Source organism: Geopseudomonas aromaticivorans (assembly GCF_019097855.1).
Taxonomy (GTDB): domain Bacteria; phylum Pseudomonadota; class Gammaproteobacteria; order Pseudomonadales; family Pseudomonadaceae; genus Geopseudomonas; species Geopseudomonas aromaticivorans.
Genome location: NZ_JAHRGL010000002.1, coordinates 185396 through 206818, shown reverse-complemented (window position 1 = coordinate 206818; position 21423 = coordinate 185396). Strand labels below are relative to the sequence as shown.

Here is a 21423-nt window from a genome sequence, read left to right as displayed (position 1 = left end):
GGCGGGTCTGTTTGCGTTTGCCGGCGTACTCCGCATCGGCGAAGGACAGTTGCTTCATGCAAGGGGGGCTCCAGAGGGACTGGCGGCTATTTCACCAGATCGGGAAGTGTTTTTCAGACCTTCCCTAAAGGAGCTCCAATGATCAGGGATTTCGCCATTACCGCCGCGCTGGCCAGCTGCCTGCTTCTTACCGGCTGCGCCGGTGGCGGTGCCACGGTACAGACGAGCAGCGCCACCTATGGCCAACAGTTGATCGACCTCAAGGCGGCGCTCGACAAAGGCATCATCAGCCAGGGTGAATACGACGATGCCCGCAAAGCCATTCTCGACAAGATGGAAGACTGATCGGACCGTATCAGTGGAACTCCAAACGGCTTGCAATTATGCGAGCCGTTTTTATTCCCTGTTGAATTGTCTATTGAATTGGTCAGGGATAGCTATTCAGGAGTCCCGGCCTGTTGGCGCTGTTGCCATCATCCCGAAATGGATGAACCAGAGATATCCGGATCCGGAATCTCATGCCCAGTTCTCCGCCGTCAGCGCGCGACTCGGCCACCATCCATGAACTCTCAGGCGAGGGTAAACCGTGACTATCGAGAAGACTCGCTACCGGCACCTGGTGCCAGGCACATCCACCCCGCAAGGCCAGACACGCATGGCCGTCATGCTGCGGGCAGGCTTGATGCTGAGCGCCAGCATCCTGGCAGCCAATCCCGCGTGGGCAGAATCGAATGCGGCGCCCTCCAGCCAAGCAGCCACGGCACCCGCGCAGGTCGAAACGGAAGCGCAGCAGTTCGCGCGGGCACGCCTGATGGAAATGGCTGGCCTGCTGGGCAAGACCGAGAAATTCAGCGTTTCACTGCAAATCGCTTATGACGTGGTTCAGGAGAACGGCCAGAAGATCGAGTTCGGGGAAATCCGTGAGCTTGCGGTCCAGCGGCCTGATCGCCTTCGCGTGCTGGAAACCACCAGCAATGGTGGTCGTGACCTGATGCTGTTCGACGGCAAGCTGATCACCACCCTCAATAGCGAAGCGAATGTGTATGCCCAGGCGCCCCAGCCCGGGAATATCGATGCCTCGGTCATCCATTTCGTGCGTGATTTGCAAATGCGCCTGCCCCTCGCTCCGCTGCTGATGGAGAAATCCGCTGACGAGCTTCAGCGCCGCGTGCAAAGCATCGACTACGTCGAGCACACCAACATTCTCGGCAAGCCAGCCCATCACATCGCCGCGCGCACCGCGAGCGTGGACTTCCAGGTGTGGATTGCGGACGGCAAGCAGCCGTTGCCACTGCGCATCGTACTGAATTACCCCGCGGCTGAAGGTCAGCCACAGTTCCGGGCTGACTTTTCCAATTGGAATCTTGCGCCGCGCTTCGACAAGAGCACCTTCAAATTCACCCCACCGGCCGCGGCGAAGCAGATCGTTTTCGCCGCTCAGCTGCCCCCTGCATCTGGCACCCCACTACCGGAGAAGAGCGCGATTGAAGGAGTCAAGCCATGACGGTGAGAAGACAGACAGCCCTTGTTTCTATGGCAGCCCTGGCGGCGCTGCTCTCGGGAGTATGGACGGCGCCTGATGTGGAGGCACGAGAGCCACGGTTTTCCGGTGGGGCCTCACGCGGAGCCGGCGTATCGACTGCCAACAGGTCATTCTCACGGCAGGGCGCCGCTTCAGCGGGCAGCTTGTCCGCTGGCCGGCGACAGACCGCAGCGGCACCCGCCAGCCGCCCCCAGGCGAGCGGCAGCGCCGCCAGCAACCAGGCTGCGCGGCGGGAGTCTGCCGGGAGCACGTCCTCGGCCAACCAGGAAGCGCGGCAGAGCGCGGCGAGCGCCAACCAGGATGCCCGCCAGAGTTCCGCGGCTGCCAACCAGGAGGCACGCCAGAGCACCAGTTCCACCAACCAGGCGCAACGTCAGAGCGCAGCGAACCAGAACGTGGAGACGCGCCAGGAAAACTACTACTACAACGACCACCATGATGATGACGATGACTGGGACAGTGGCTCGGCAGCTGTGGGCTTCGTCGCCGGTGCCGTGGTGGGATCGGTCGTGACTTCCGCTGCCAGCCAGAGCGCGCCTGCGCCATCGTCCACCACGGTGGTCTACGCCCCGCCGCCCCCGACAGCCACCCTGCCCTGTGCACCTGAAGTCCTGAACGTCAAGGGCGTCACCTATTACCGTTGCGGGCAAGCCTATTACATCCAGGCCTATGGATCTTCCGGGCCGATCTACACGCCGGTGCAGCCACCGGCGATGTGACACAGAACCGGCGCCAAAGACGCCGGTTTCTTTTTTGCCCGGTTGGTCCGTGAGGAAGGTCGGGTTCGCATCTGACGACCAAGGCTATAGCCCGACTTTTCCCCGTCGCCAGCGCCATCAACAAATCAAGATGCTTCCCAGGCACCCAACGAGAAATCGGGCAAGCCTGTGTGGCGAATTATTCCGGATGTATTGCCATGAAGATGAAACCCAGCCGCCTGACTACCCTGATGAGCATTGCTCTTGCCCTTGGAGGATGTAGTGGCCCAGGATATTTTGAGCCTCAACAGCCAGGGGGAAACACCAGCGTCGTTTATCTGTACCGTCCTAAAGCCAGCAATCCTGGCATGCAGCCATTGCGCCATTCCTACCCGGATATTCAAATCGATGGATTCAGTGTCGGGCAGCTGAAGTTCAATACCCACTTTCCGATCACCCTCCAGCCCGGCAAGCATGAAATCCGCGTGACCGGCTTGACAGAGAACTCCAAATGGGAGCCGAGGGATATCAAGCAGAACTTCACCGTTGGCGCAGGGGAAGTGCGGTATCTCAAGCTGAATGTGCAGTACAACCTCAGCGAAATGAACCTGGGACAGCCAGCACCGAGCTACCTTGTAAACCTTGTGCCGATGCGCAGCGAAGATGCCATCTATGAGATTCGCAACACGACCCGGGCGGAGTGAGCGCTGCAGTTGATCAGGCAGGTATGCTTGGTGCGCGAGCAACAATCCGCCTTTGCGACGCCGCTCGACTTTTACTCGCCAGCCAGGGCCAACCAGCATGGAACGGGGCTGGCTGGCGATTGCCGGAAGCTTGAAACAGCATCCGGCGCTACTCCTCCTCGACGAGGGCCTCCAGCCGTCCGGAGTTCACGGCCTCCACCAGGGCGGCATGATCCTGCTCGGTCTGGTCCGCGTAAGCGAGAGCAAAGTCTCCCATCGCCTCGTCGAAGTTGTCGCCCTTGCCCAGATAACCGCTGATGGTGGCGGCATCGCCCGACTTGGCATGGGCGCGGGCCAGGGCCCAGCCACACAGCCCGGCATAGCGCTGAAGGTCCACCGAGCTGAACCCCTCGGCAGGCGGCGTGAACTTCATGTCGCGCAACTGGCGCACGAAGAAGTCGTAACCGCGCCGGCTGCGCGCCCAGCCGAGGAAGATGTCACTGGAAGACTGCATCAGCCGCTGGCCCATCACGACCCGCTGCCCCTGATAGTCATACTGGCTTTTCCCTGCATAGGGTTCGAGCACCGAACGACGGGCTTCCTTGAACTGCAGGATCAGGGGATGGTTTTCCTCCGAGAAGAACAGCCCGATGAGGCAGCGGGTGCCGACGCTGCCGATCCCCACCACCTTCACGGCGAAGTCTTCCAGACGATAGCGATCCAGCAGGGTGCGACGCTCATCGGAGAGCGAACTACGGTAGTGCTCCAATCCCTCGCGCAGCAGCCCCTCTGCGTCCGGGTCAGCAGGGTGGTAGAGGAACGGCGGCTGGTCGACCAGGCGATGGCGGCCGGCTACCTGCGCCACGATCTTGGGAAAGAGGCTTTCGATGACCCGCGTGCGCGCCTTTTCGGCGGACCGCTCGCGCAGTTTCCGGGCCTTCTCGTCGGGCGCCAGGTCGATCAGGGTGTCCACATCCAGCCGCGAGTACCAGACCTCAAGCGGGTTCATCTTGGAGTATTCGCGCAGGTTTTCCCGATAGGCGCGCACACAGGTCACTGCGGCGTCTCGCGACTCGCCATCGGAGAATCGGGCATCGCGGCCGGCGACCGCGAAACTGGCCGCCAGCCGCTTGATGTCCCACTCCCAGGGGGCCGGCAGGGTTTCGTCGAAGTCGTTGAGGTCGAAGACCAGGTTGCGCTCCGGGGTGGCGAACAGGCCGAAATTCAGCAGGTGGCAGTCGCCGCAGGCCTGCACGCGGATCCCCGTGCTCGGGGCACTGGCGAGGTCGTGCGCCATCAGCGCCGCCGAGCCACGCAGGAAGGCGAAGGGACTGCGCAGCATGCGACCGTAGCGGATCGGCACCAGCTCGGGCACCCGGTCCTCGTTCGACTTCTCGAGGATGGCGATGGGGTCGCGCCCCCGGGACGAGGGCTGCCAGGCGCCGTGACTGCTGCGCGGTACGCTCTCACGCAGCAGCCGCCCCGCCGCGATACGCTCTTCCCGGGAGCGGAATACCGGGGTTGCCGGTACCGCCGGGCTGGTGGTTCTTTTCCTGGTATTCATCCTTGCCCCCTGCATGTCGTTGCTACTGCGCGGCAACCGTCTTCAGATGCGGTCGTTCACCCGCCGACTCTAGAACGGCCGTCCCAGATAGAAGTAGAAGCTGCTGTTGCCGTCCTCCGCGCGGCCGTAGCCGAGGTACATGGGCCCGATCGGGCTGTCCGTGGCGAGGAACACGCTGGCGGACCTCAGCCAGTCCTCGGAGTTGCCCGGCACCAGCGGATCGCCGATCCGGCTGGCTTCCAGCGAGAAGCCGCTGTAGGCCCCCTCGAAGATACTGCTACGCAGGATGCGGTGGTAGTACATCGCCCGACCGAACTGCAGGCTCTCGCCCGCCAGCTGGCCGGTGGCGTAGCCCGATCCGGTCAGGAAGCCGCCCCACTGGAACTGGTCATAGCGCGGCAGGGGGTTGCTGCCGGCCTTGTCGCCAGCCTTCACGGCGAAGTTGAAGGTGTTGTTGCCGAACGAGAACACGGCGTTGGCGTCGGCATCCCACTTGGTGTACTCGTCGTCCGCACCGAGGCTGCTGTTGGAGTTGAAGGTATTCATGCTGGCGCGCCAGCCCGAGCGCGGAAAGTGCACGCTGTCGAGCTGGTCGAGGATCAGCCGGCTGGTGAACGCCCCCTGCGTGATGCTGTCTCCCCCAGGCGAAAGAATTTCCGGCCCGGTGTCCAGTTCAGGGGTGAGCTTGCCGCCCAGCACGCCCAGGCGCAGCTCGCCGTAGCGGTTGAAGTGGCTGCCGATGTCGATGCCCGCGAGCATGGACGTCATCTCGTAACTGGCGACGCGATCGTCATCGCGGTACAGGTCGGCGGTGCGCCGTTCAATTGCGGCGCGCGGCGCGACGAAGAAGGGGCCATCGGCGCTGAGTGGCTGGTAGAACTCGGTATACACACCGCTGGTGTGGCCGAGCTGCGCATCGGTCCGCCACTCGGCGCCCAGTTCATTGAGCCAGGTCTTGCGATAGCTGCCGAGCAGGTTGAAGAAGGCATCGCCACTGAAGTCGCTGGACAGACCGAGGCCGAAGCGCAGGTAGTCCGGCCCCCAGGACTTCTCCGCGGCGTCCACCGCCAGGATGCGTTTGCCCGGCTCCTCGATGAAGCGGTAGTTGACGTGCTCGAAGTCGCCGATGCCGTAGATGCGGCGCATGTCGCGGTCGAGGGTCTCCTGCTCGATCGGCTGGCCTGCCTTGGTATCCATCGCCGCCTGCGCGGTCTCGGGGTTGACCCGCTTGAGGTTGACGAAGCGGATCTCGTCGACCGGCCGCAGGTCGGCGACCACGGTGGCCTGCTGGCGCTGGCGCAGCGCCGCGTATTCGCCGGCCGGCAGGGACAACTGGGCGAGACGGTCGGCCACCTTGCGCGCAGCCGCTTCGCCCAGCGGAGCGATCTGTTGCAGGTTGTCGAAGTCGCCCGTGGAAAAGTCGCCCAGCTCCGGAGTGATCAGAATGTCGGTCGGCTGCAGCGCGGCCAGCGAGGCCTGCACGTTCTGCTCGGTGAGGATGCTGAGCATCTGTCCGGTCACACCGAAGATGCCGCTGAGCTGCTCGCGGGTGAGCAGCGGGGTGCCGACGTTGACGGCAATGATGATATCGGCGCCCATCTCCTCGCGGGCGGTCTGCACCGGCAGGTTGCTAGTGAGCATGCCGTCGACCAGCATCATGCCGTCGAACTCGGCCGGCGCCACCGCGCCGGGTACCGACATGCTGGCGCGCATGACGTTGGCCAGCTCGCCCTGCTTGAACACCACGGCCTTGCCGGTCACCAGGTCGGTGGCCACGGCGCGATAGGGAATCGGCAGGCTGTCAAACTGGTAGTGGCCCTTGGCCTTGGACAGCTGGCGCAACACGGTTTCCAGCTGCACGCCGGTCACCACGCCCTTGCCGACCTTCACCGTGCCATCGCTGAGGCCGACCTCGGGGGTGAACAGGATGCCGTAGTCATCCTGCTTGCGGCGCATGGCCATTTCCTGGCGCGGCGGGTTCTCCTTGAACAGCAGCTCGGTCGAGATGGTCTTGAGGATCTTGTCCATCTCCGGCGTGCTGGTGCCGGTTGCATAGGAAGCGCCAACCAGCGCCCCCATGCTGGTGCCGGCAATGCAGTCGATCGGTACGCGGTACTCCTCGAGCACCTTGATCACGCCGACATGCGCCGCGCCGCGAGCGCCGCCGCCGGAGAGGACCAGGCAGATCCTGGGGCGCTTTGGGTTGTCCGCCGCTGGGGAGGGATCGCTTGGCTTTGCCGGTTGGGCCATCGCCGGCAGGGTGGCCATGGCCAGGCACAGAGCGGCAAGGCTGATTCGATCACGCAGTTGCATCCGCATTACTCCCTATTGATGCGCGAGTCCTGAATTGAGGTACTGCTTACAGAGCGGCTTCGCTGCCGTCGATTACGCCCGCAGGCTGCTCGCGGATACGCTTGGAAAAATCCGCGGCCGCGTCGGCGGCCTGGGCGCGGGCGTTGACATGGACGCGCCGTTGCAATTCGGCAAACGGCAGCCCCTGGCTGTCCAGCCGCCCCTGTTCATACAAGTATTCCGGAACGTAGCCGCTGGCGAGGATCTTCCAGTCCAACGGGAGGTGGCCCGGATTGACCCGGGTATTCATCCAGATGCTGGTGGTGCAGTTGGATGTCAGGGTGTTGTAGAACTCGGGCCGCTCACGCAGCGAGTTGATGCGCTTCATGTACTCGAGGAACAGGCGCCGGCCGTTCTCGATGTCGCCCTGCATCCGATACAGATAGACGTCTTCCGGCGGGTCGCGACGGTAGTTGGTGCGCAAGCGGATCAGGTCGCGCTCGTCGGCCACCACGTAGTAGAGCTCGTACTCGCGGAAGAAGCCCTTGAGGGTGGAGTAGCCCTCGCCCTCCTCCTTGCGCGTCTCGATGGAGACGGCCAGGTGGTCCCCCCCGCCAAAGTCGAAGCTGAGGAATACATGGGCAATGGCCGGCCCCATCCAGTAGACGGCGCCCAGGTCCACTCCTTGCAGTTTTCGTAGGTCATAACGCTTGTCGTACCAGGCCGGCGTGTAGTCGGTTTCGCTGCGGTACGCGAAGTTGCGGATGTTGTGCACCGTGATGATGTCGCCTTCGATGGTGGCATGGGGCAAGGCCGCCACGTCGGCCTGCCAGACGCGGTCGTTGGAAGGCTCGATACCACTCCACCAGACGCCCAGCACTACCAGCACAGCGAGATAGCTGCCGAAGGCGCGCCAGCGCCAGCGCCGCGAGGCCAGGGCGATCAGGGTCGCCAGTGAGGCGAAGATAAAGACCGTTGCCAAGGCGTTGCGCAGCGTTTCGTCATGCGGCCCCCTCAGCACGATGGCGAGCGCGCCCCAGCCGGCCGCCATGCTGACCAGCAAACCAAGGAGCGCCAGGCCAACGACGGCTGCGATGCTGAGCGGGGCTTTATTCATGAGGGCTCGCCGTAACGGTAGGCACATCTTGAGCCTGAGCGCAGGACGAAAGGCGCGGGCCAGAAGACAGGGTTATAGGGTGAATTACAACGCGGCAGCGTATCGTCAATTAGACAGCGCCACTCTAGCAGGGGAACTTTATATCACTTCCAGCGACGAAGTCGTGGCGCAAAATGTCAAGTCCACCTTCATAAGGCCAGCATCCAGCAGTTACCATTCATTAATTGAATTTTATGAATCTGCATCGGATGAGTCCGATCACCGCTAAATGCCTGAAAAACCAAATCAATCAGGTATTTACTCTGAAATACTCATTCGATACCGCCTTGCAACCCGCCTCGCAACAGCTCAGGGAGTGAACTGCATGACCATCCGTACAAGAACCGATTTAAAACTTGTTGCCCTGCTCGGCGCAGCCTTTACCGCAGGCTGCACCTTCAATAATGCCGGGCAAGAGCCGGCGAGCCCGCAGGGGCATGCGAGCGTGATTTATGAGCAGGGCGTACCGGGGCGAATAGAAAACACCCATCTGAGCTTCGACGCCAAGGTTGTTCAGGTCGATCGGGCGAACCGCAAGGTGGTGCTGGCTGACGATCAGGGCAATCAACGAACCATCACCATCAGCCCGACGGCCACCTATTTCGACAAGGTCAAGCCCGGTGACAAGGTCAACGTCATCATCGAGGAAGAACTGATCATATCCGTACTTGACCAGACCACGGATCCAGCCGATCTGGATGACAGCGTGATGGTACAGACCAGCCAGGATGATGAAGGTGATTCGCAGACCGTGGCGGCCACCAAGGTTGCCGAAGTGAATGCGGTGGTCAAGGCCATCGACGTCAAGAAGCGCACCGCCACCCTGCAGTTCACCGATGGTTCAACCAGGACGGTTCCGGTTCGCGAAGACATCAAGCTCAATGAGTCCTATCTCGGCAAGCAAGTCATGTTTCACATCACCGAAGCAGTCGCTGTATCTCTGACCCCGCGTTAACGCTCCCGGCTCTTGATCGAAAGTCCTGCCCTGTTCCATGCAGGACAGGCAGGCCGGTGGCGGAATGCACCATTTTGCCTAGCATGAAGTTACTGGTCGCCAGCATCGCCAGGCCAGATGTCTCGAAAGGAGTTCGCACATGCCCTTCCCTCGCAAATGGCCGTTACCGATCGCCACCGCCTGCTTCGCCCTAGGTCTGCATGCCCCGGCCATGGCTGGCGGCCTGATGCTCTATGAAGTCGGCACCGATAACGTCGGCCTCGCCAACGCGGGTGCTGCGGCACGCGCCCAGGACCCCGGCACCATGCTCAGCAACGTCGCCGGCCTGAGCTACCTGGCAGGTACCCAGGTCACCCTCGGCGCGCAGTTCCTGTATGGCGATCTCGAATTCTCGCCGGACGCCAACACCAACGTTCCCGGTGACGACAGCGGCAACGTCATTGGCTGGCTTCCCGGCGGCAGCCTATTCGTCAGCCGTCAGCTGGATGAGCACTGGACGGTCGGCTTCGCCTCCTATGGCGACTTCGGCCTCAGCATCGACTACGACGATGAGTGGTCCGGGCGCTACTACATGCAGAACGGCACGCTGATGGGCATGACCTTCATGCCATCCGTGGCCTATCGCTTCAACGACAACTGGTCGGTGGGCGTCGGGCTGCGGGTGATGTATGCCCTGCTCGACAACGAGCTGGCGGTGGACAACAACCCGGCCGGCAGTCTCAGCGCCCCCGATGGCGAGATGACCTATAAGGATGACGACCTTGGCTACGGCTCCAGCCTGGGGCTGATCTACCAGCCGCGCGAAGGCACCCGCATCGGCCTGAGCTATACCAGCGCGATCGACCTCGAGTTCGAGGACCACTTCGATCCGGAGGGATTGAGACCAGGCGTGGCCGACACGCTGGCATCGCGTGGCATTCTCGGCGCCGCCACCAAGATCAGCATGGAAGTGCCGCAGACCCTGACCCTCAGCCTGTACCACCAGCTCGACCCGGCATGGGCCATTCTGGCCAGCGCCGGCTGGCAGGACTGGTCGAGCTTCGGCGAAGTCGGTATCGAGCTGGACAGTGGCGATCCCGTCGATACCACGCTCGATGCCAATTATGACGACACCTGGCATCTGTCGCTGGGCGCCCAATACCGCGCATCCCCGCAACTGCTGTGGAACATGGGGGTTGGCTATGACAGTTCCCCCGTCAGCGACAGCGATCGCACGCTGAGCATGCCCATCGGGGAAACCTGGCGCCTGGGCACCGGGGTCACCTATGCGCTGGATCGCAACAGTGAGCTCAACCTGAGCTACGCGCTGGCCTGGATGGGCGACATGGAGGTCAGCCAGTCCAAGCATCTGCCTCTGGACGACCCCAAGACGGTTTCCGGCACGTTCGAGAACTCGGTGATCCACGCCATCAGCGGCAGCATGACCTGGCGCTTCTAAACATTCGAGAATGGAGTCGCTCCCATGAAGGGATTCAATCTACTGCTTTGCAGCACACTGACCTCGTTGCTGCTGATCAGCGGCTGCACCACCAAGACCACCAGCGCCGATCGGTATTCGGGGTTCCTGGGCAGCTACGAGGGGCTCACCAAAACCACTACGCCAAGCGGCAATAGCGTGATGCGCTGGGTAGACCCCGACTTCAAGGTCAGTAACTACGACAACCTGATCTACTACCCTGTCGGCTTCCTCCCTCAGCCGACCCCCAGCGAGCGCGTCAGCCAGCAGACCCTGCAGGGGGTGCTCGACTACACCAATGCCCGGATCAGCTCCTCGATGGGCCAACGCCTGCGTCTGGTCGGCAAGCCCGCTGCGCGGACCCTGGCATTTCGCGGGGCGATAACCGCGGTGGGTGCCAGCACGCAGGGCCTCAAGCCCTACGAGGCCATTCCGTTCGCCCTGGTCGCGGCGGGCGCCATGACCGCCGCCGGCCAGCGCGACCAGAACACGGAGCTGTACTTCGAGGCCGAACTGATCGACACCGCCACCGACAAGCCCGTCCTGCGCGTGGCACGCAAGGGCTTCGGCAAGACGCTGGAGAACGACAAGCAGGCCATCACCGTCAGCGACCTGAAGAGCGTCATCGACGACATGACCCAGGATGTCCTGCGCTTCCCCTGAGCAAACATGTGATCCATTGTCCACCGTGCTTTGCCGGTAGCGGCAAGGCACTCAAGCCAGCCCATGTGATGCCTCGAAGCCATCACATGGGCTGGCTTTTTTTCCTGCAGCATCGGCACACTCTCCAGACCGGAAAAAACTCCGCCACCGGAAAGGCAGACGTAGAAAAATGAATTCCGACAAGAACGATAAACCTTATGCAGTGCTACCGGCCGGGCACGTTCGGGCGATCCAATTCCAGCCAGTTCCCCAGCTCATTCGCAAGCTGGGAGGGAGCCCGGAGTCGGTCTTCCGCGATGTGAATATGGCCGAGGCAGTGATACAAAATCCGGAAACCGTGCTGCCACTGACCCTGGCGGGTGAGTTGCTGGTGCGCTCGGCCAAGGAGACTGGCTGCGAGCACTTCGGCCTCCTGCTCGGCAGCCTCAACGGGCTGGACCAGTTGGGCCCCATAGCGAAAATGATGGCCCAGCAGCCCACGATTGGCAGCGCGCTTGATCAGCTCATCCAAATCCACCACATGACCAACCGCGCGGGATTACCCTTTGTTCGCCAGGATGGCGATCACGCTTATTTTGGCTTCGCCGCCATGGAAAGCAATTTCCCCGGCTTTCAACACTTTCACGAAGGCGTAATGGCTATTGCCTTCAATATCATGCGAAAGATATCGCATGTCGAATGGACGCCTGATGCCGTATATTTTTCTCATCGCCCGCCAAAGGACCCACAAGCACATTCACGATTCTTTGGCGCACCCTGCCACTTCAACTCGCCAAGAGCCGAATTTCAATTTCCGCTAGCCACGCTCTCGGCACCCAACGCCTCCATGTGCGCCGACTCGATATGTGTCAGTGATATCGCACAAGTAACCATGAGCGAACTCGATTGGCTAGAGAAGGCTCGGCGATTCGCCCACAGCCTGGTTGCCAGCGGAAACTGCGGTCAGAACCATATTGCTGCCGCGCTGGGCATCAGCGTGCGAACCATGAATCGCCGACTGGAACAGGCCGGAGTGTCCTATTTCGAGATTCTTGACAATGCTCGTTACTCGGTAAGCCGCAAGCTGATCAGGGAAACGGACATGACACTCAAGGAGATAGCCAAGGCGCTGTCCTATACCGACGCCAGCTCATTCACTCGGGCGTTCCGGCGCTGGTCGGGCGTGTCGCCGGAGCAGTGGCGGAAGACCAGATGCGCATGACTGCCAGCCGAGTCTGCACCGTTCAGTGCAGGAAATCCTGGTAGTTGACCATCAAATTCCACCATGAACTCGAGCTAGCCTGATACAAGGAAGCACCATGCGCCCAATACTCATTTCTGCAGCACTGCTCGTCATGACCTCCCCGGCCTTCGCTCAGGAAAGACTGGAAGCCATTGCCCCCTACCCGAAGGCCGACGCCGGCTTCACCCGCCAGGTGATTTACTTGCCTAAGCAGGCCGATGATGATCGCTTCAAGATTGAAATACTGGCCGGCAAGGTCCTCCTTGTCGACTGCAACTCCCAGCGACTGATCGGCAGCCTCGAGGAAAAGACACTCGAGGGATGGGGCTATTTCTATTATCGAATAGAGAAAGTCACCGGTCCGATCTCGACACTGATGGCCTGCCCGGATGCCAAGCGCACAGAAGCATTCGTGCCGGTGACCGGCGACGGCTTCCTCCTGCGTTACAACAGCAAGCTGCCCATCGTCGTGTATGCCCCCGAGGACGTCGAGATCCGCTACAGGATCTGGTCAGCGGCCGAAGCCGCTCAGCAGGCAATAACCGAGTAACGTCCGACTTGGCCACGCACGAAAGCTCCATGCCCGTGTTTGACGGCAATCAAATAAATCCTGGCCTCGCGAAAAGCAACCAAAGTTAGCGCATGCGCGTAACAAATTCTGGCGCAAGATATCAACGCGAGTTTCTTCGCATCATATTGCTGCGCATAGAATCTCTTATGGCCAACTGCGTACCTGATAGTCAGCTGCTAAAAATCTTCTCACTAGGAATTTGGCAGAGGAAACTGAAAAATACCTTGTTACGGCGAGTCCCGTCCGGTAGCCGACAACGCTACCGACGCGGGTCGCGCCGTGAACCGTCGAGTGGAAGCGGAAGTGGAAGCTCAGGTCTAGCAGTAACCCTTCTGGCCGAGTGTGAAAATCCGGCTTCGGCTGGATTTTCACAGGCCACTAATGGGCCAGCCAGAACAGAGCCAGAACATAAAGCGCCGAAATCGCCAGCTGCACCAGGGTGATCGGCACGCCGTAGCGTGAGAACCGCGCGAAGGTTACCTTCTCGCCCTGTCCGGCACAGATGCCGACCGTGACGATGTTGGCCGACGCGCCGATCAGCGTGGCGTTGCCGCCCAGCGTGGCACCGAACATCAGGGCGATGAACACCGGCAGGCTGGCGGCCGGCCAGTCGGTGAAGCCCGCGCCCAGGGCGATTTCCGGCACCACCTCGGCGGCCACCAGATAGCCCTTGGTCATCACCAGCGCGGCGGCGACCACCGGGATATTGGCGAGCAGGCTCGACAACACCCCGATACCGGCCAAGAGGGCAAGCGCCACCAAGGTGAAATCGGCGCCGAACCACGCGTAGAGCTTGAGTGACAGCCCCTGCAACAGTCCCGTCTCGGTGAACGCCTGCACCAGACAGAAGATCGCGCCGAGAAATAGCAGCGTCTTCCAGTCGATATCGCGCAGGACCGCCTCCACCGGCTCGACATGCACCGTATAGACCACGAGCAGCGCCAGGCTGGCGGCGATGATCGCCACCGCCGGCGGCACGATGTTGACCGGCAGCTGTTCGCCGAACAGGAACAGCAGCACCATCAGCAGCAGCACGGCCAGCGCCAGCAGCGCGAAGCCCGGCCGCTCCAGGGGCTTGGCCGGCTCCGGCGGCGGCAGCGCCACCCTCACCCGCCACACCTGCGGCATCAACCAGGGCAGCAGCGGGATGATCACCAGCACGGCGAGCAGGCCGGCGAGGCTGACCGTCTGCAGGTACTGGACGAAGCCCATGCCGATCGAGCTGCCGACCAGGAAGGTCGCCGGATCGCCGACCAGGGTGAGCATGCCGGCGGCGTTGCTGACAATCGCCGTCACCACCAGGGGACCGACGATATCCACCCCGAGCGCGCGGGCGACGCGGATGATCACCGGGGCGAGCAGGATCACCGTGGTGGCATTGGGCAGGAAGGCGCACACCGGGGCGACCAGCAGCACCAGCAGAATCAGGAAGCGCCGGCCGCTGCCGCGCGTGGCACGCAGGTAGATGCCCCCCACCCGCTCGAAGATGCCTGTGCTGCCCAGCACGCGCGCCACCACCATGCCGCCGAACAGCAGGGACAGCGGTCCGCCGGCCATGCGCATGGCCGCCACCAGGCCGTCGTCGGTGAGGATGCCGGCCACCAGCAGCACGCCGACGCCCAGCAGCGTGGCGACTGCCATGTCGATCACATCGAAGGCGATGGCCAGGATCACCGCGGAGAAGACGGCCAGGGTCAGGTAGATCTGCAGATCGGTCATGAGGCATCCCTTCCGTCAGTCGATCGGCGGGGCGTACATCAGCCCGCCGTCCTTCCACAGCCGATTCAGGCCCCGCTCGATGCGCAGCGGGCTGCCGGTACCGAGATTGCGCTCGTACAGCTCACCGTAGTTGCCCACCGCGCGCACCGCGCGGACCACCCAGTCGTCCCGGGCACCCAGGGCACGCGCCAGCCGGGTGTCCTGTCCACTAAGCAGGCGCCCGGTCGCGCCGCCCAGCTCGCCCACCCGAGCCTCGACATTGGCCTGGGTCATGCCGTGCTCTTCGGCCAGCACCAGGGCGAACAGCACCCAGCGCACAAGACTGCCCCACTGCACATCCTCGCCCAGCACCACCGGGGCGAGCGGTTCGCGGGAAATGCGCTCGGGCAGGATGACGAACGCCTCGGGGCCAGCCGGGGCGCGCAGACGCATGGCGGCGAGTTGCGCTGCGTCGGCGGTCCAGGCCTGGCAGCGACCAGCATAGAAGGCCTCGGCGACAGCCAGCGAGGAGTCGATCACCAGCGGCTCCCAGGCCAGGTCGTGCAGGCGGGCATGGTCGGCCAGGTTGTCGACGTGGGTGGTGCCCTTGGCCACGCACACCTTGCCCGCGCGCAGCTCCGCCAGCCGGGTGATGCCGCTGGACCGCGGCACCATGAAGGCCTGGCCGTCGTAGAACAGCACCGCCGGGAACTGCACCTGCAGCAAGGCCTCGCGGGTCAGCGTCCAGGTGGTGTTGCGCGCCAGCAGGTCGATCTGCTTCGCCTGCAGCGCCGGGAAGCGCGTAGAGGCCCTGAGCGGCTTGAAGGCCACCTTCTCCGGGTCGCCGAACAGCGCTGCCGCCACCGCGCGACAGAAGTCGGCGTCGAGGCCCTGCCAGCGCCCGTTGGCATCCTGTTCGGAAAAGCCCGGGATGCCCTCGCTCACCCCGCAGCGCAATTCGCCGCGCGCCTTGACGCTGTCGAGCACCTGTCCCGCCTGTGCGGAAGCCGCCAGCCATATGGCCAGCAGCAGGAGCAAGGCCGGCAGATCCCCCCGTCGCATGGATTCAGTCCTCGGGCTAGTCATCGGCCGGCGACCAGCCGCCGCCCAGCGCCCGGTACAGGCTGACCGCCGCGCTCAGCTGCTGCTGGCGGGTCTGCGACTCCAGCAGTTCGGCCTGGAACAGGCTGCGCTCCGAATCCAGCACCTCCAGGTAGCTGACCAGGCCGCCGTCGTAGCGCGCCCGCGACAGGCGCGCCGCGGTGCGCGCCGCGGCGAGCTGGCGCTGGCGGGCGACGTGCTCGTCGCGCGCGGTGCGCAGGCCGGAAAGCGAGTCGTCGACGTCGCGCAGGCCGTTGAGCACCGCCTGCTCGTAGCCCAGCCGCGCCTGCTCGGCGCTCTGGCGCTGGGCTTCCTCGACGGCCTTGAGCTGCCCGGCGTTGAAGATCGGCGCGAACAGGTTGCCGAGCACGTTCCAGCTCTCGCTGTCGCCCTCGACCAGATCGCTGAGGTCGCGGCTGGCGTAGCCGAAGCTGGCGGTCAGCGACAGCGACGGCAGACGCTGGGCGCGGGCCACGCCGATGCGCGCGGTCTCGGCGGCCATCTGCTGCTCGGCGGCGCGGATGTCCGGGCGGCGCTCCAGCAGGTTCAGCGGCAGGCCAGCCGGCACCTCGACCGGCAGGCTCTGCTGCGCCAGTTCGCTACCGCGTTCGATGTCCCGCGGCCGCGAGCCGAGCAGCACGCTGAGGGCGTTTTCGGTCTGGCGCACCGCGCGGTCGAAGCTCGCCACCGAGGCCTGCGCATCGGCGGCCTCGATCTCGGCCTGGTTGACGTCCAGCTCCGGCACCGTGCCCTTCTCGAAACGCGCGCGGATGATCGCCAGGGCGTCCTCGCGCGACTTCAGGGTGCGCTCGGAGATGCGCAGGCGGTCGTCGAGGTCGAGCAGCTGGAAGTAGGTGGTGGCCACCGCGGCGACCAGCGAGATGGTCACGCTGCGCGCGCTCTCCTCGCTGCTCAGCAGGTCGGCACGCGCCGCCTCGGTCGCGCGGCGCAGCTTGCCCCACAGGTCGACCTCGAAGAAGGCGGCGCCGTTGAAGAAGTAGCTGCTCTCGGTCTCGGCCCCCGGCAGGATGTTGCGGCTTTGCGAGGAGCGCCCGGCACCGGCCTCGGCATTGAGGACCGGATACTGGTTGGCCCGCTCGATGCGCAGCAGCGCCGCCGCCTCCTCGATGCGCGAGACCGCCACGCCAAGGTCGCGGTTATTGTCCAGCGCCTCGCGGATCAGCGCATCGAGCCTCTCGTCGGCGAACACATCCCACCAGTCGAGATTGGCGAACGAGGCATCGGTGGCGGCCGGCTCCTTCCAGGCGACAGGCATGTCGAGCGGCGGACGCTGGTAGTCGGGGCCGACCATGCAGCCGCCGACCAGCAGCAAGCCGGACAACAGCAAGGCCGTCACCAGCGGTCGCCTGGAGAATCCCTTCATGGCTTGGCCTCCTCGCTGCTGGCCGCTGCAGCCGCTTTTTTCTTCTTGCCACTCAGATACTTCTCAACGACCACGAACAGCCCCGGCACCAGCACCACCCCCACCACGGTGGCGGTCAGCATGCCGGCGAACGAGGTCATCCCCATGATCTTGCGCGCCTCGGCACCGGCACCGCTGGCGAGGATCAGCGGGATCACGCCGAGGATGAAGGCGAACGAGGTCATCAGGATCGGCCGGAAGCGCAGCCGCGCCGCCGCCAGCGCCGCCTCCACCGGCCCCTTGCCCTTCTCGATCTCGGTGCGGGCGAACTCGACGATCAGGATGGCGTTCTTCGCCGCCAGGCCGATGAGCATCACCAGGCCGATCTGGGCGAACACGTTGTTCTCGTAGCTGGCACTGAAGTGCCGCGCCACCCACAGACCGAACATGGCCCCGCAGATGGCGATGGGTGTGCCGAACAGTACGCCGAACGGCAGCGACCAGCTCTCGTACTGGGCGGCGAGAATCAGGAACACGAACACCAGTGCCATGACGAACACCATGCTGCCGGAGCCTTCGGCGGCCTTCTCCTGGTAGGACATGGCGTTCCAGGCGTAGGACATGTCGCTGGGCAGCACCTGCGCCGCCACCTCCTCCAACGCCTTGAGCGCCTGCGCCGAGCTGTAACCCGGCGCCGGGCGGCCGGTAACCTCGGCGGCGCGGAACATGTTGAAGCGATAGGTGAACTCGGGGCCGTTGGTGGACTCGTCGGTGAGCAGCGTGTTCATCGGCACCATCGCACCGGCGCTGTTGCGCACGTAGAACAGCGAGGCGTCGGCGAGGTCCTTGCGGTAGTCGGTCTCCGCCTGCACGTAGACCTTGTACAGCCGGCCGAAGCGGTTGAAGTCGTTGACATAAGCGCCGCCGAGGAAGGAGCCCAGGGTCTGGTTGACGTCCGCCGGGGCGACGCCGAGCTTCATGGTCTTCTGGGTATCCACGTCCAGGTAGATCTGCGGCACCGTGGCCCGGTAGGTGGTGTACAGCCCGGCGATCTCCGGACGCTTGGCGGCGGCCTGGATGAACGCCTGGGTCTGCTCGGCCAGGTAGTCGGGGCTGTTGCCGACACGGTCCTGCAGCATGATCGAGAAGCCCGAACCGGTGCCGAGGCCGGGAATGGCCGGCGGGCCGAAGGCGATGGCGATGCCCTCGTTGATCGCCGCCAGTTTGCCGGTGAGGCGATGCGCCACGTTGGTCGCCTTGTCCTCCGCCGCGGGGCGCTCCGCCCAGTCCTTGAGCTGGATGAAGAAGAACGCGTTGTTGGTGGAGGAGGCGCCGGAGAGGAAGCTGTAGCCGGTCACCGTGGTGTAGGACTCGATGGCCGGATCGGCGGCGAGGATCGCCTCGACCTTGGCCGCGGCGGCGTGGGTGCGCTCCAGCGAGGCGGCGTCGGGCAGCTGCAGGTTGGCCATCAGATAGGCCTGGTCCTCCTCCGGCACGAAGCCACCGGGGACGGTGCGAAACAGCAGCACCAGCGCCACCACCAGCACGCCGAGCACGCCCAGCGCGCGCAGCGGCCGGTGGGTGAAGCGGCTGGTGAGTCCGATATACCTGTCGGTCACCTTCTCCAGGAGGCGGTTGAAGCGGGCGAAGAAGCCCGACAGCAGCCCCTTCTTGCCGTGCTCGTGGGGTTGCAGCAGCATGCTGGACAACGCCGGGCTCAGGGTCAGCGCGACTATCGCCGACAGACTCACCGAAATGGCGATGGTGATCGCGAACTGCTGGTAGAGGCGGCCGGTAATGCCCGACATGGCGGCCACCGGCACGAACACTGCGGTGAGCGACAGCGCCGTGGCAATCACCGGGCCGCTGACCTCCTTCATGGTCGCGACGGTAGCCTCGCGACGCGGCATGCCCCGCTCCATCTTCTCCGACACCCCCTCCACCACCACGATGGCGTCGTCCACCACGATGCCGATGGCCAGCACCAGGCCGAGCAGCGAGAAGGTGTTGATCGAGAAGCCGAGCAGCGGAAATACCGCGAAGGTGCCGATCAGCGCCACCGGTACCGCCAGGGTGGGGATCAGGGTGGCGCGGAAGTTCTGCAGGAAAATGAACACCACCACGGTCACGATGGCGGTGGCTTCGAACAGCGTATGGACGATCTCCTCGATGCCGGCGGAAACCGGCTTGGTGGTATCCAGCGAGATCACGTACTCGACGTCCTGTGGGAAGCGCTCCTTCATCCGCTCCATCCCGGCACGGATGTTCTCCGCCACCTCCAGGCCGTTGGCATCGGGCAACTGGTAGACCGCCAGCACTGCCGCTGGCTTGGAGCCGAAGGCGCCGATCTGGTTGTAGGTTTCGGCACCCAGCTCGATACGCGCCACGTCGCGCAGCAGCACCTGCGAGCCGTCGGGATTGGAGCGCACCACCACCTGGCCGAACTGCTCCGGGGTTTCCAGACGGCCGCGGGTCTGCACCGCGTAGGCGAACTCGGTACCCGGCGCGGCCGGCGGGCCGCCGAGCTTGCCGGCCGGGGTCAGCACGTTCTGCTGCTGCACGGCGCTGACGATGTCCGGCACGGTGAGTCCCAGGCGGCTGAGCTGGTCCGGCTTGATCCAGATGCGCATGGCGTAGTCGGCGCCACCGAAGATGGTCACCTGGCCGACGCCCTGGATGCGGGCGATCTCGTCGAGCACGTTGATCGACATGTAGTTGGTGAGAAAGTCGGCGTCGAAGCTGCCGTTCGGCGAGCGCAGGGTCACCAGCATCAGCGGGAAGGCCAGCGCCTTCTTGACCTTCACCCCCTTGCGCTTGACATCCTCGGGGAGTTGCGCGGAACCCTCGGACACGCGGTTCTGCACCAGCACGTTGGAGATGTCGAGATCGGAGCCGACCTCGAAGGCCACCGACAGGGTCATCTGCCCGTTACCGGCGTTGGTCGACTTCATGTACAGCATGTTCTCGACGCCGTTGACCTTCTGCTCCAGCGGCGTGGCCACCGACTGCTCGACGTTCACCGCGTTGGCGCCGTCGTAGGTGGCCTCGACCTTGATCTCCGGCGGGGTGATGTCGGGGTACTGGGCGATAGGCAGACTGCCCATCGCCACCAGGCCGACGATGACGATGATGATCGCGATCACCATCGCGAAGATGGGGCGACGGACGAAGAAATCACCCATTCTTGCCACCCTCGGCCACTGGCGGCAGCTCGCTGGCGTTGGCCTCGCGTGGCTTGACGGTCATGCCCGGGCGCAGGCGCAACAGCCCGGCCACCGCGACCCGCTCCCCCGCCTGCAGTCCGGACTGGATCACCCAGTCGCTGCCGAGCCTTTGCCCCACCTGCACCTGGCGCACCTCCACCGTGTCGTCCGGCTTGATGACGAACACCCGGTGCACCGACTGCAATTCGCTGACCGCCCGTTGCGGCAGCAGGAGCGCGCCCTTGATCTCGTCGGCATCGAAGCGTATGCGCGCGAACATCCCCGGACGCAGCAGGCCCTGCGGATTGGGGAACTCGGCCTCGATGGTCAGCGCGCCAGTGGTGGGATCGATGTTGCGATCAACCTTGGTCGGCACCCCGCGCTGCTCGTAGAGGCTGCCGTCGGCGAGGATCAGCGACAACGGGCGCTGGTTCGCGGTCGCGATGCTGCCATCGGCCGTTCGCCCCCCCTGCTGCTGGTCGGCCAGCCGCCGTGCTGCTTCGAGGTAGCCGCGCTCGGTGATGGACACCCGTACCGCGATGGGATCGATGCGCGAGATCACGTTCAGCAACCCGCCATTGGTGCGCTGGCTGACGAAATCGCCCACCTCGGCCTCGGACAGCCCGATCAGGCCGCGCTCGGGGGCGTGGATGCGGGTGTAGCCCAGCTCGATCTGCGCCAGCTTGACCTGGGCGCTGGCCGCGTCCACGTAGCTCTTCGCCGCCGCGTAGTTGGCCACCGCGGCATCCAGGTCCAGCTTGCTGACCGCGTTCATCTCCGCCAGCGGGCGGATGCGGTCCAGATCCGAGCGGGTCTTGACTAGGCTGGTATGCGCCTGCGCCAGCATCGCCTGGGCCTGGGCGAGCTTGGCCTGGAGCGGCTGCGGGTCGATGGTGTAGAGCAGCGCGCCCTTGTCGACGAAGGTGCCCTCCTTGAAATGCATGCCGTCGAGGAAACCGTCGACCCGCGCACGGATGGTCACGTCGGTGGAGCCGATGGTCTCGCCGATCAGATCGAGCGGAATGCGCACATCTCGCGCGGCGACGGTGACGAATGGCACTTCCAGAACGGCGGCCGCCGGCGGCGCCTTGCTGTCGCAGCCACCGAGCAATACCTGCATGAGCACGAACGCCATGCCAAGAAACAGGCGCTGGTTGTTGTTCTTTGTCACGAGACTTCCCCCTTCAACGCTCGGTGCGGCCACGACTTTCTCGCACGACTCACACAGCCGGCCTGCATCCCGAGCCAATGGCAC

17 protein-coding genes are annotated in these 21423 nt (G+C 64.1%); 9 read left to right on the top strand and 8 right to left on the bottom strand.

The genetic code is table 11. The features are described 5' to 3' along the window. Positions 1–138: 138 nt before the first annotated feature. From KRX52_RS02945 to KRX52_RS02930, 4 genes are all read left to right on the top strand, one after another. Entirely contained in the window at positions 139–345 is a 207-nt protein-coding gene (locus KRX52_RS02945; RefSeq protein ID WP_217679658.1) for an SHOCT domain-containing protein, read from the top strand. A gap of 241 nt (positions 346–586) precedes the next feature. After that, positions 587–1504: a DUF2092 domain-containing protein gene (locus KRX52_RS02940; protein ID WP_217679657.1), complete on the top strand. Its 918-nt coding sequence runs from the start codon at positions 587–589 to the stop codon at positions 1502–1504. Positions 1505–1686: 182 nt separating this feature from the next. After that, positions 1687–2262, top strand: coding sequence for a hypothetical protein (locus KRX52_RS02935; RefSeq protein ID WP_217679656.1), 576 nt, complete (start codon positions 1687–1689; stop codon positions 2260–2262). A 197-nt stretch (positions 2263–2459) separates the two neighbouring features. Continuing rightward, positions 2460–2945: a DUF2846 domain-containing protein gene (locus KRX52_RS02930; protein WP_217679655.1), complete on the top strand. Its 486-nt coding sequence runs from the start codon at positions 2460–2462 to the stop codon at positions 2943–2945. Between the two features lie 148 nt (positions 2946–3093). On the opposite strand, the gene KRX52_RS02925 is transcribed toward KRX52_RS02930, so the two are convergent. The 3 genes from KRX52_RS02925 to KRX52_RS02915 form a co-directional block, all read right to left on the bottom strand. Beyond that, positions 3094–4488: a DUF2252 domain-containing protein gene (locus KRX52_RS02925; protein WP_217679654.1), complete on the bottom strand. Its 1395-nt coding sequence runs from the start codon at positions 4486–4488 to the stop codon at positions 3094–3096. A gap of 69 nt (positions 4489–4557) precedes the next feature. Further along, positions 4558–6801 (bottom strand): patatin-like phospholipase family protein, encoded by a 2244-nt coding sequence (locus KRX52_RS02920; protein WP_217679653.1) that lies wholly within the window; start codon positions 6799–6801, stop codon positions 4558–4560. Between the two features lie 46 nt (positions 6802–6847). Continuing rightward, positions 6848–7897: an Lnb N-terminal periplasmic domain-containing protein gene (locus tag KRX52_RS02915; protein ID WP_217679652.1), complete on the bottom strand. Its 1050-nt coding sequence runs from the start codon at positions 7895–7897 to the stop codon at positions 6848–6850. 364 nt (positions 7898–8261) lie between these two features. Between KRX52_RS02915 and KRX52_RS02910 the strand changes: the two genes are divergently transcribed. From KRX52_RS02910 to eco, 5 genes are all read left to right on the top strand, one after another. Beyond that, entirely contained in the window at positions 8262–8891 is a 630-nt protein-coding gene (locus KRX52_RS02910) for a hypothetical protein (RefSeq protein ID WP_217679651.1), read from the top strand. Between the two features lie 139 nt (positions 8892–9030). Further along, positions 9031–10329, top strand: a complete 1299-nt coding sequence (locus KRX52_RS02905; protein WP_217679650.1) for an OmpP1/FadL family transporter — start codon at positions 9031–9033, stop codon at positions 10327–10329. A gap of 24 nt (positions 10330–10353) precedes the next feature. Then, positions 10354–11010, top strand: a complete 657-nt coding sequence (locus KRX52_RS02900) for a DUF3313 domain-containing protein (RefSeq protein WP_217679649.1) — start codon at positions 10354–10356, stop codon at positions 11008–11010. Positions 11011–11179: 169 nt separating this feature from the next. After that, entirely contained in the window at positions 11180–12211 is a 1032-nt protein-coding gene (locus tag KRX52_RS02895; RefSeq protein ID WP_217679648.1) for an AraC family transcriptional regulator, read from the top strand. 97 nt (positions 12212–12308) lie between these two features. Further along, positions 12309–12782 carry a serine protease inhibitor ecotin gene (gene eco, locus KRX52_RS02890; protein WP_217679647.1) on the top strand — a complete coding sequence of 158 codons (474 nt, stop codon included), beginning with the start codon at positions 12309–12311 and terminating at the stop codon, positions 12780–12782. Between the two features lie 399 nt (positions 12783–13181). On the opposite strand, the gene KRX52_RS02885 is transcribed toward eco, so the two are convergent. The 5 genes from KRX52_RS02885 to KRX52_RS02865 are packed head-to-tail and all read right to left on the bottom strand — an operon-like array spanning position 13182 to position 21339. Then, entirely contained in the window at positions 13182–14522 is a 1341-nt protein-coding gene (locus KRX52_RS02885) for an ArsB/NhaD family transporter (RefSeq protein WP_217679646.1), read from the bottom strand. A gap of 15 nt (positions 14523–14537) precedes the next feature. Then, positions 14538–15563 carry an amino acid ABC transporter substrate-binding protein gene (locus KRX52_RS02880; RefSeq protein ID WP_217679645.1) on the bottom strand — a complete coding sequence of 342 codons (1026 nt, stop codon included), beginning with the start codon at positions 15561–15563 and terminating at the stop codon, positions 14538–14540. 16 nt (positions 15564–15579) lie between these two features. Further along, positions 15580–16986, bottom strand: a complete 1407-nt coding sequence (locus KRX52_RS02875; protein WP_217679644.1) for an efflux transporter outer membrane subunit — start codon at positions 16984–16986, stop codon at positions 15580–15582. After that, positions 16983–20147 (bottom strand): efflux RND transporter permease subunit, encoded by a 3165-nt coding sequence (locus KRX52_RS02870; RefSeq protein ID WP_217679643.1) that lies wholly within the window; start codon positions 20145–20147, stop codon positions 16983–16985. Before KRX52_RS02870 ends, KRX52_RS02875 begins: the two co-directional genes overlap by 4 nt. Further along, the gene (locus KRX52_RS02865) at positions 20140–21339 is read right to left on the bottom strand and encodes an efflux RND transporter periplasmic adaptor subunit (RefSeq protein WP_217679642.1); all 1200 of its coding nucleotides are present in this window, start codon (positions 21337–21339) and stop codon (positions 20140–20142) included. The genes KRX52_RS02870 and KRX52_RS02865 overlap by 8 nt, the downstream gene beginning before the upstream one ends. Positions 21340–21423 lie beyond the last annotated feature (84 nt).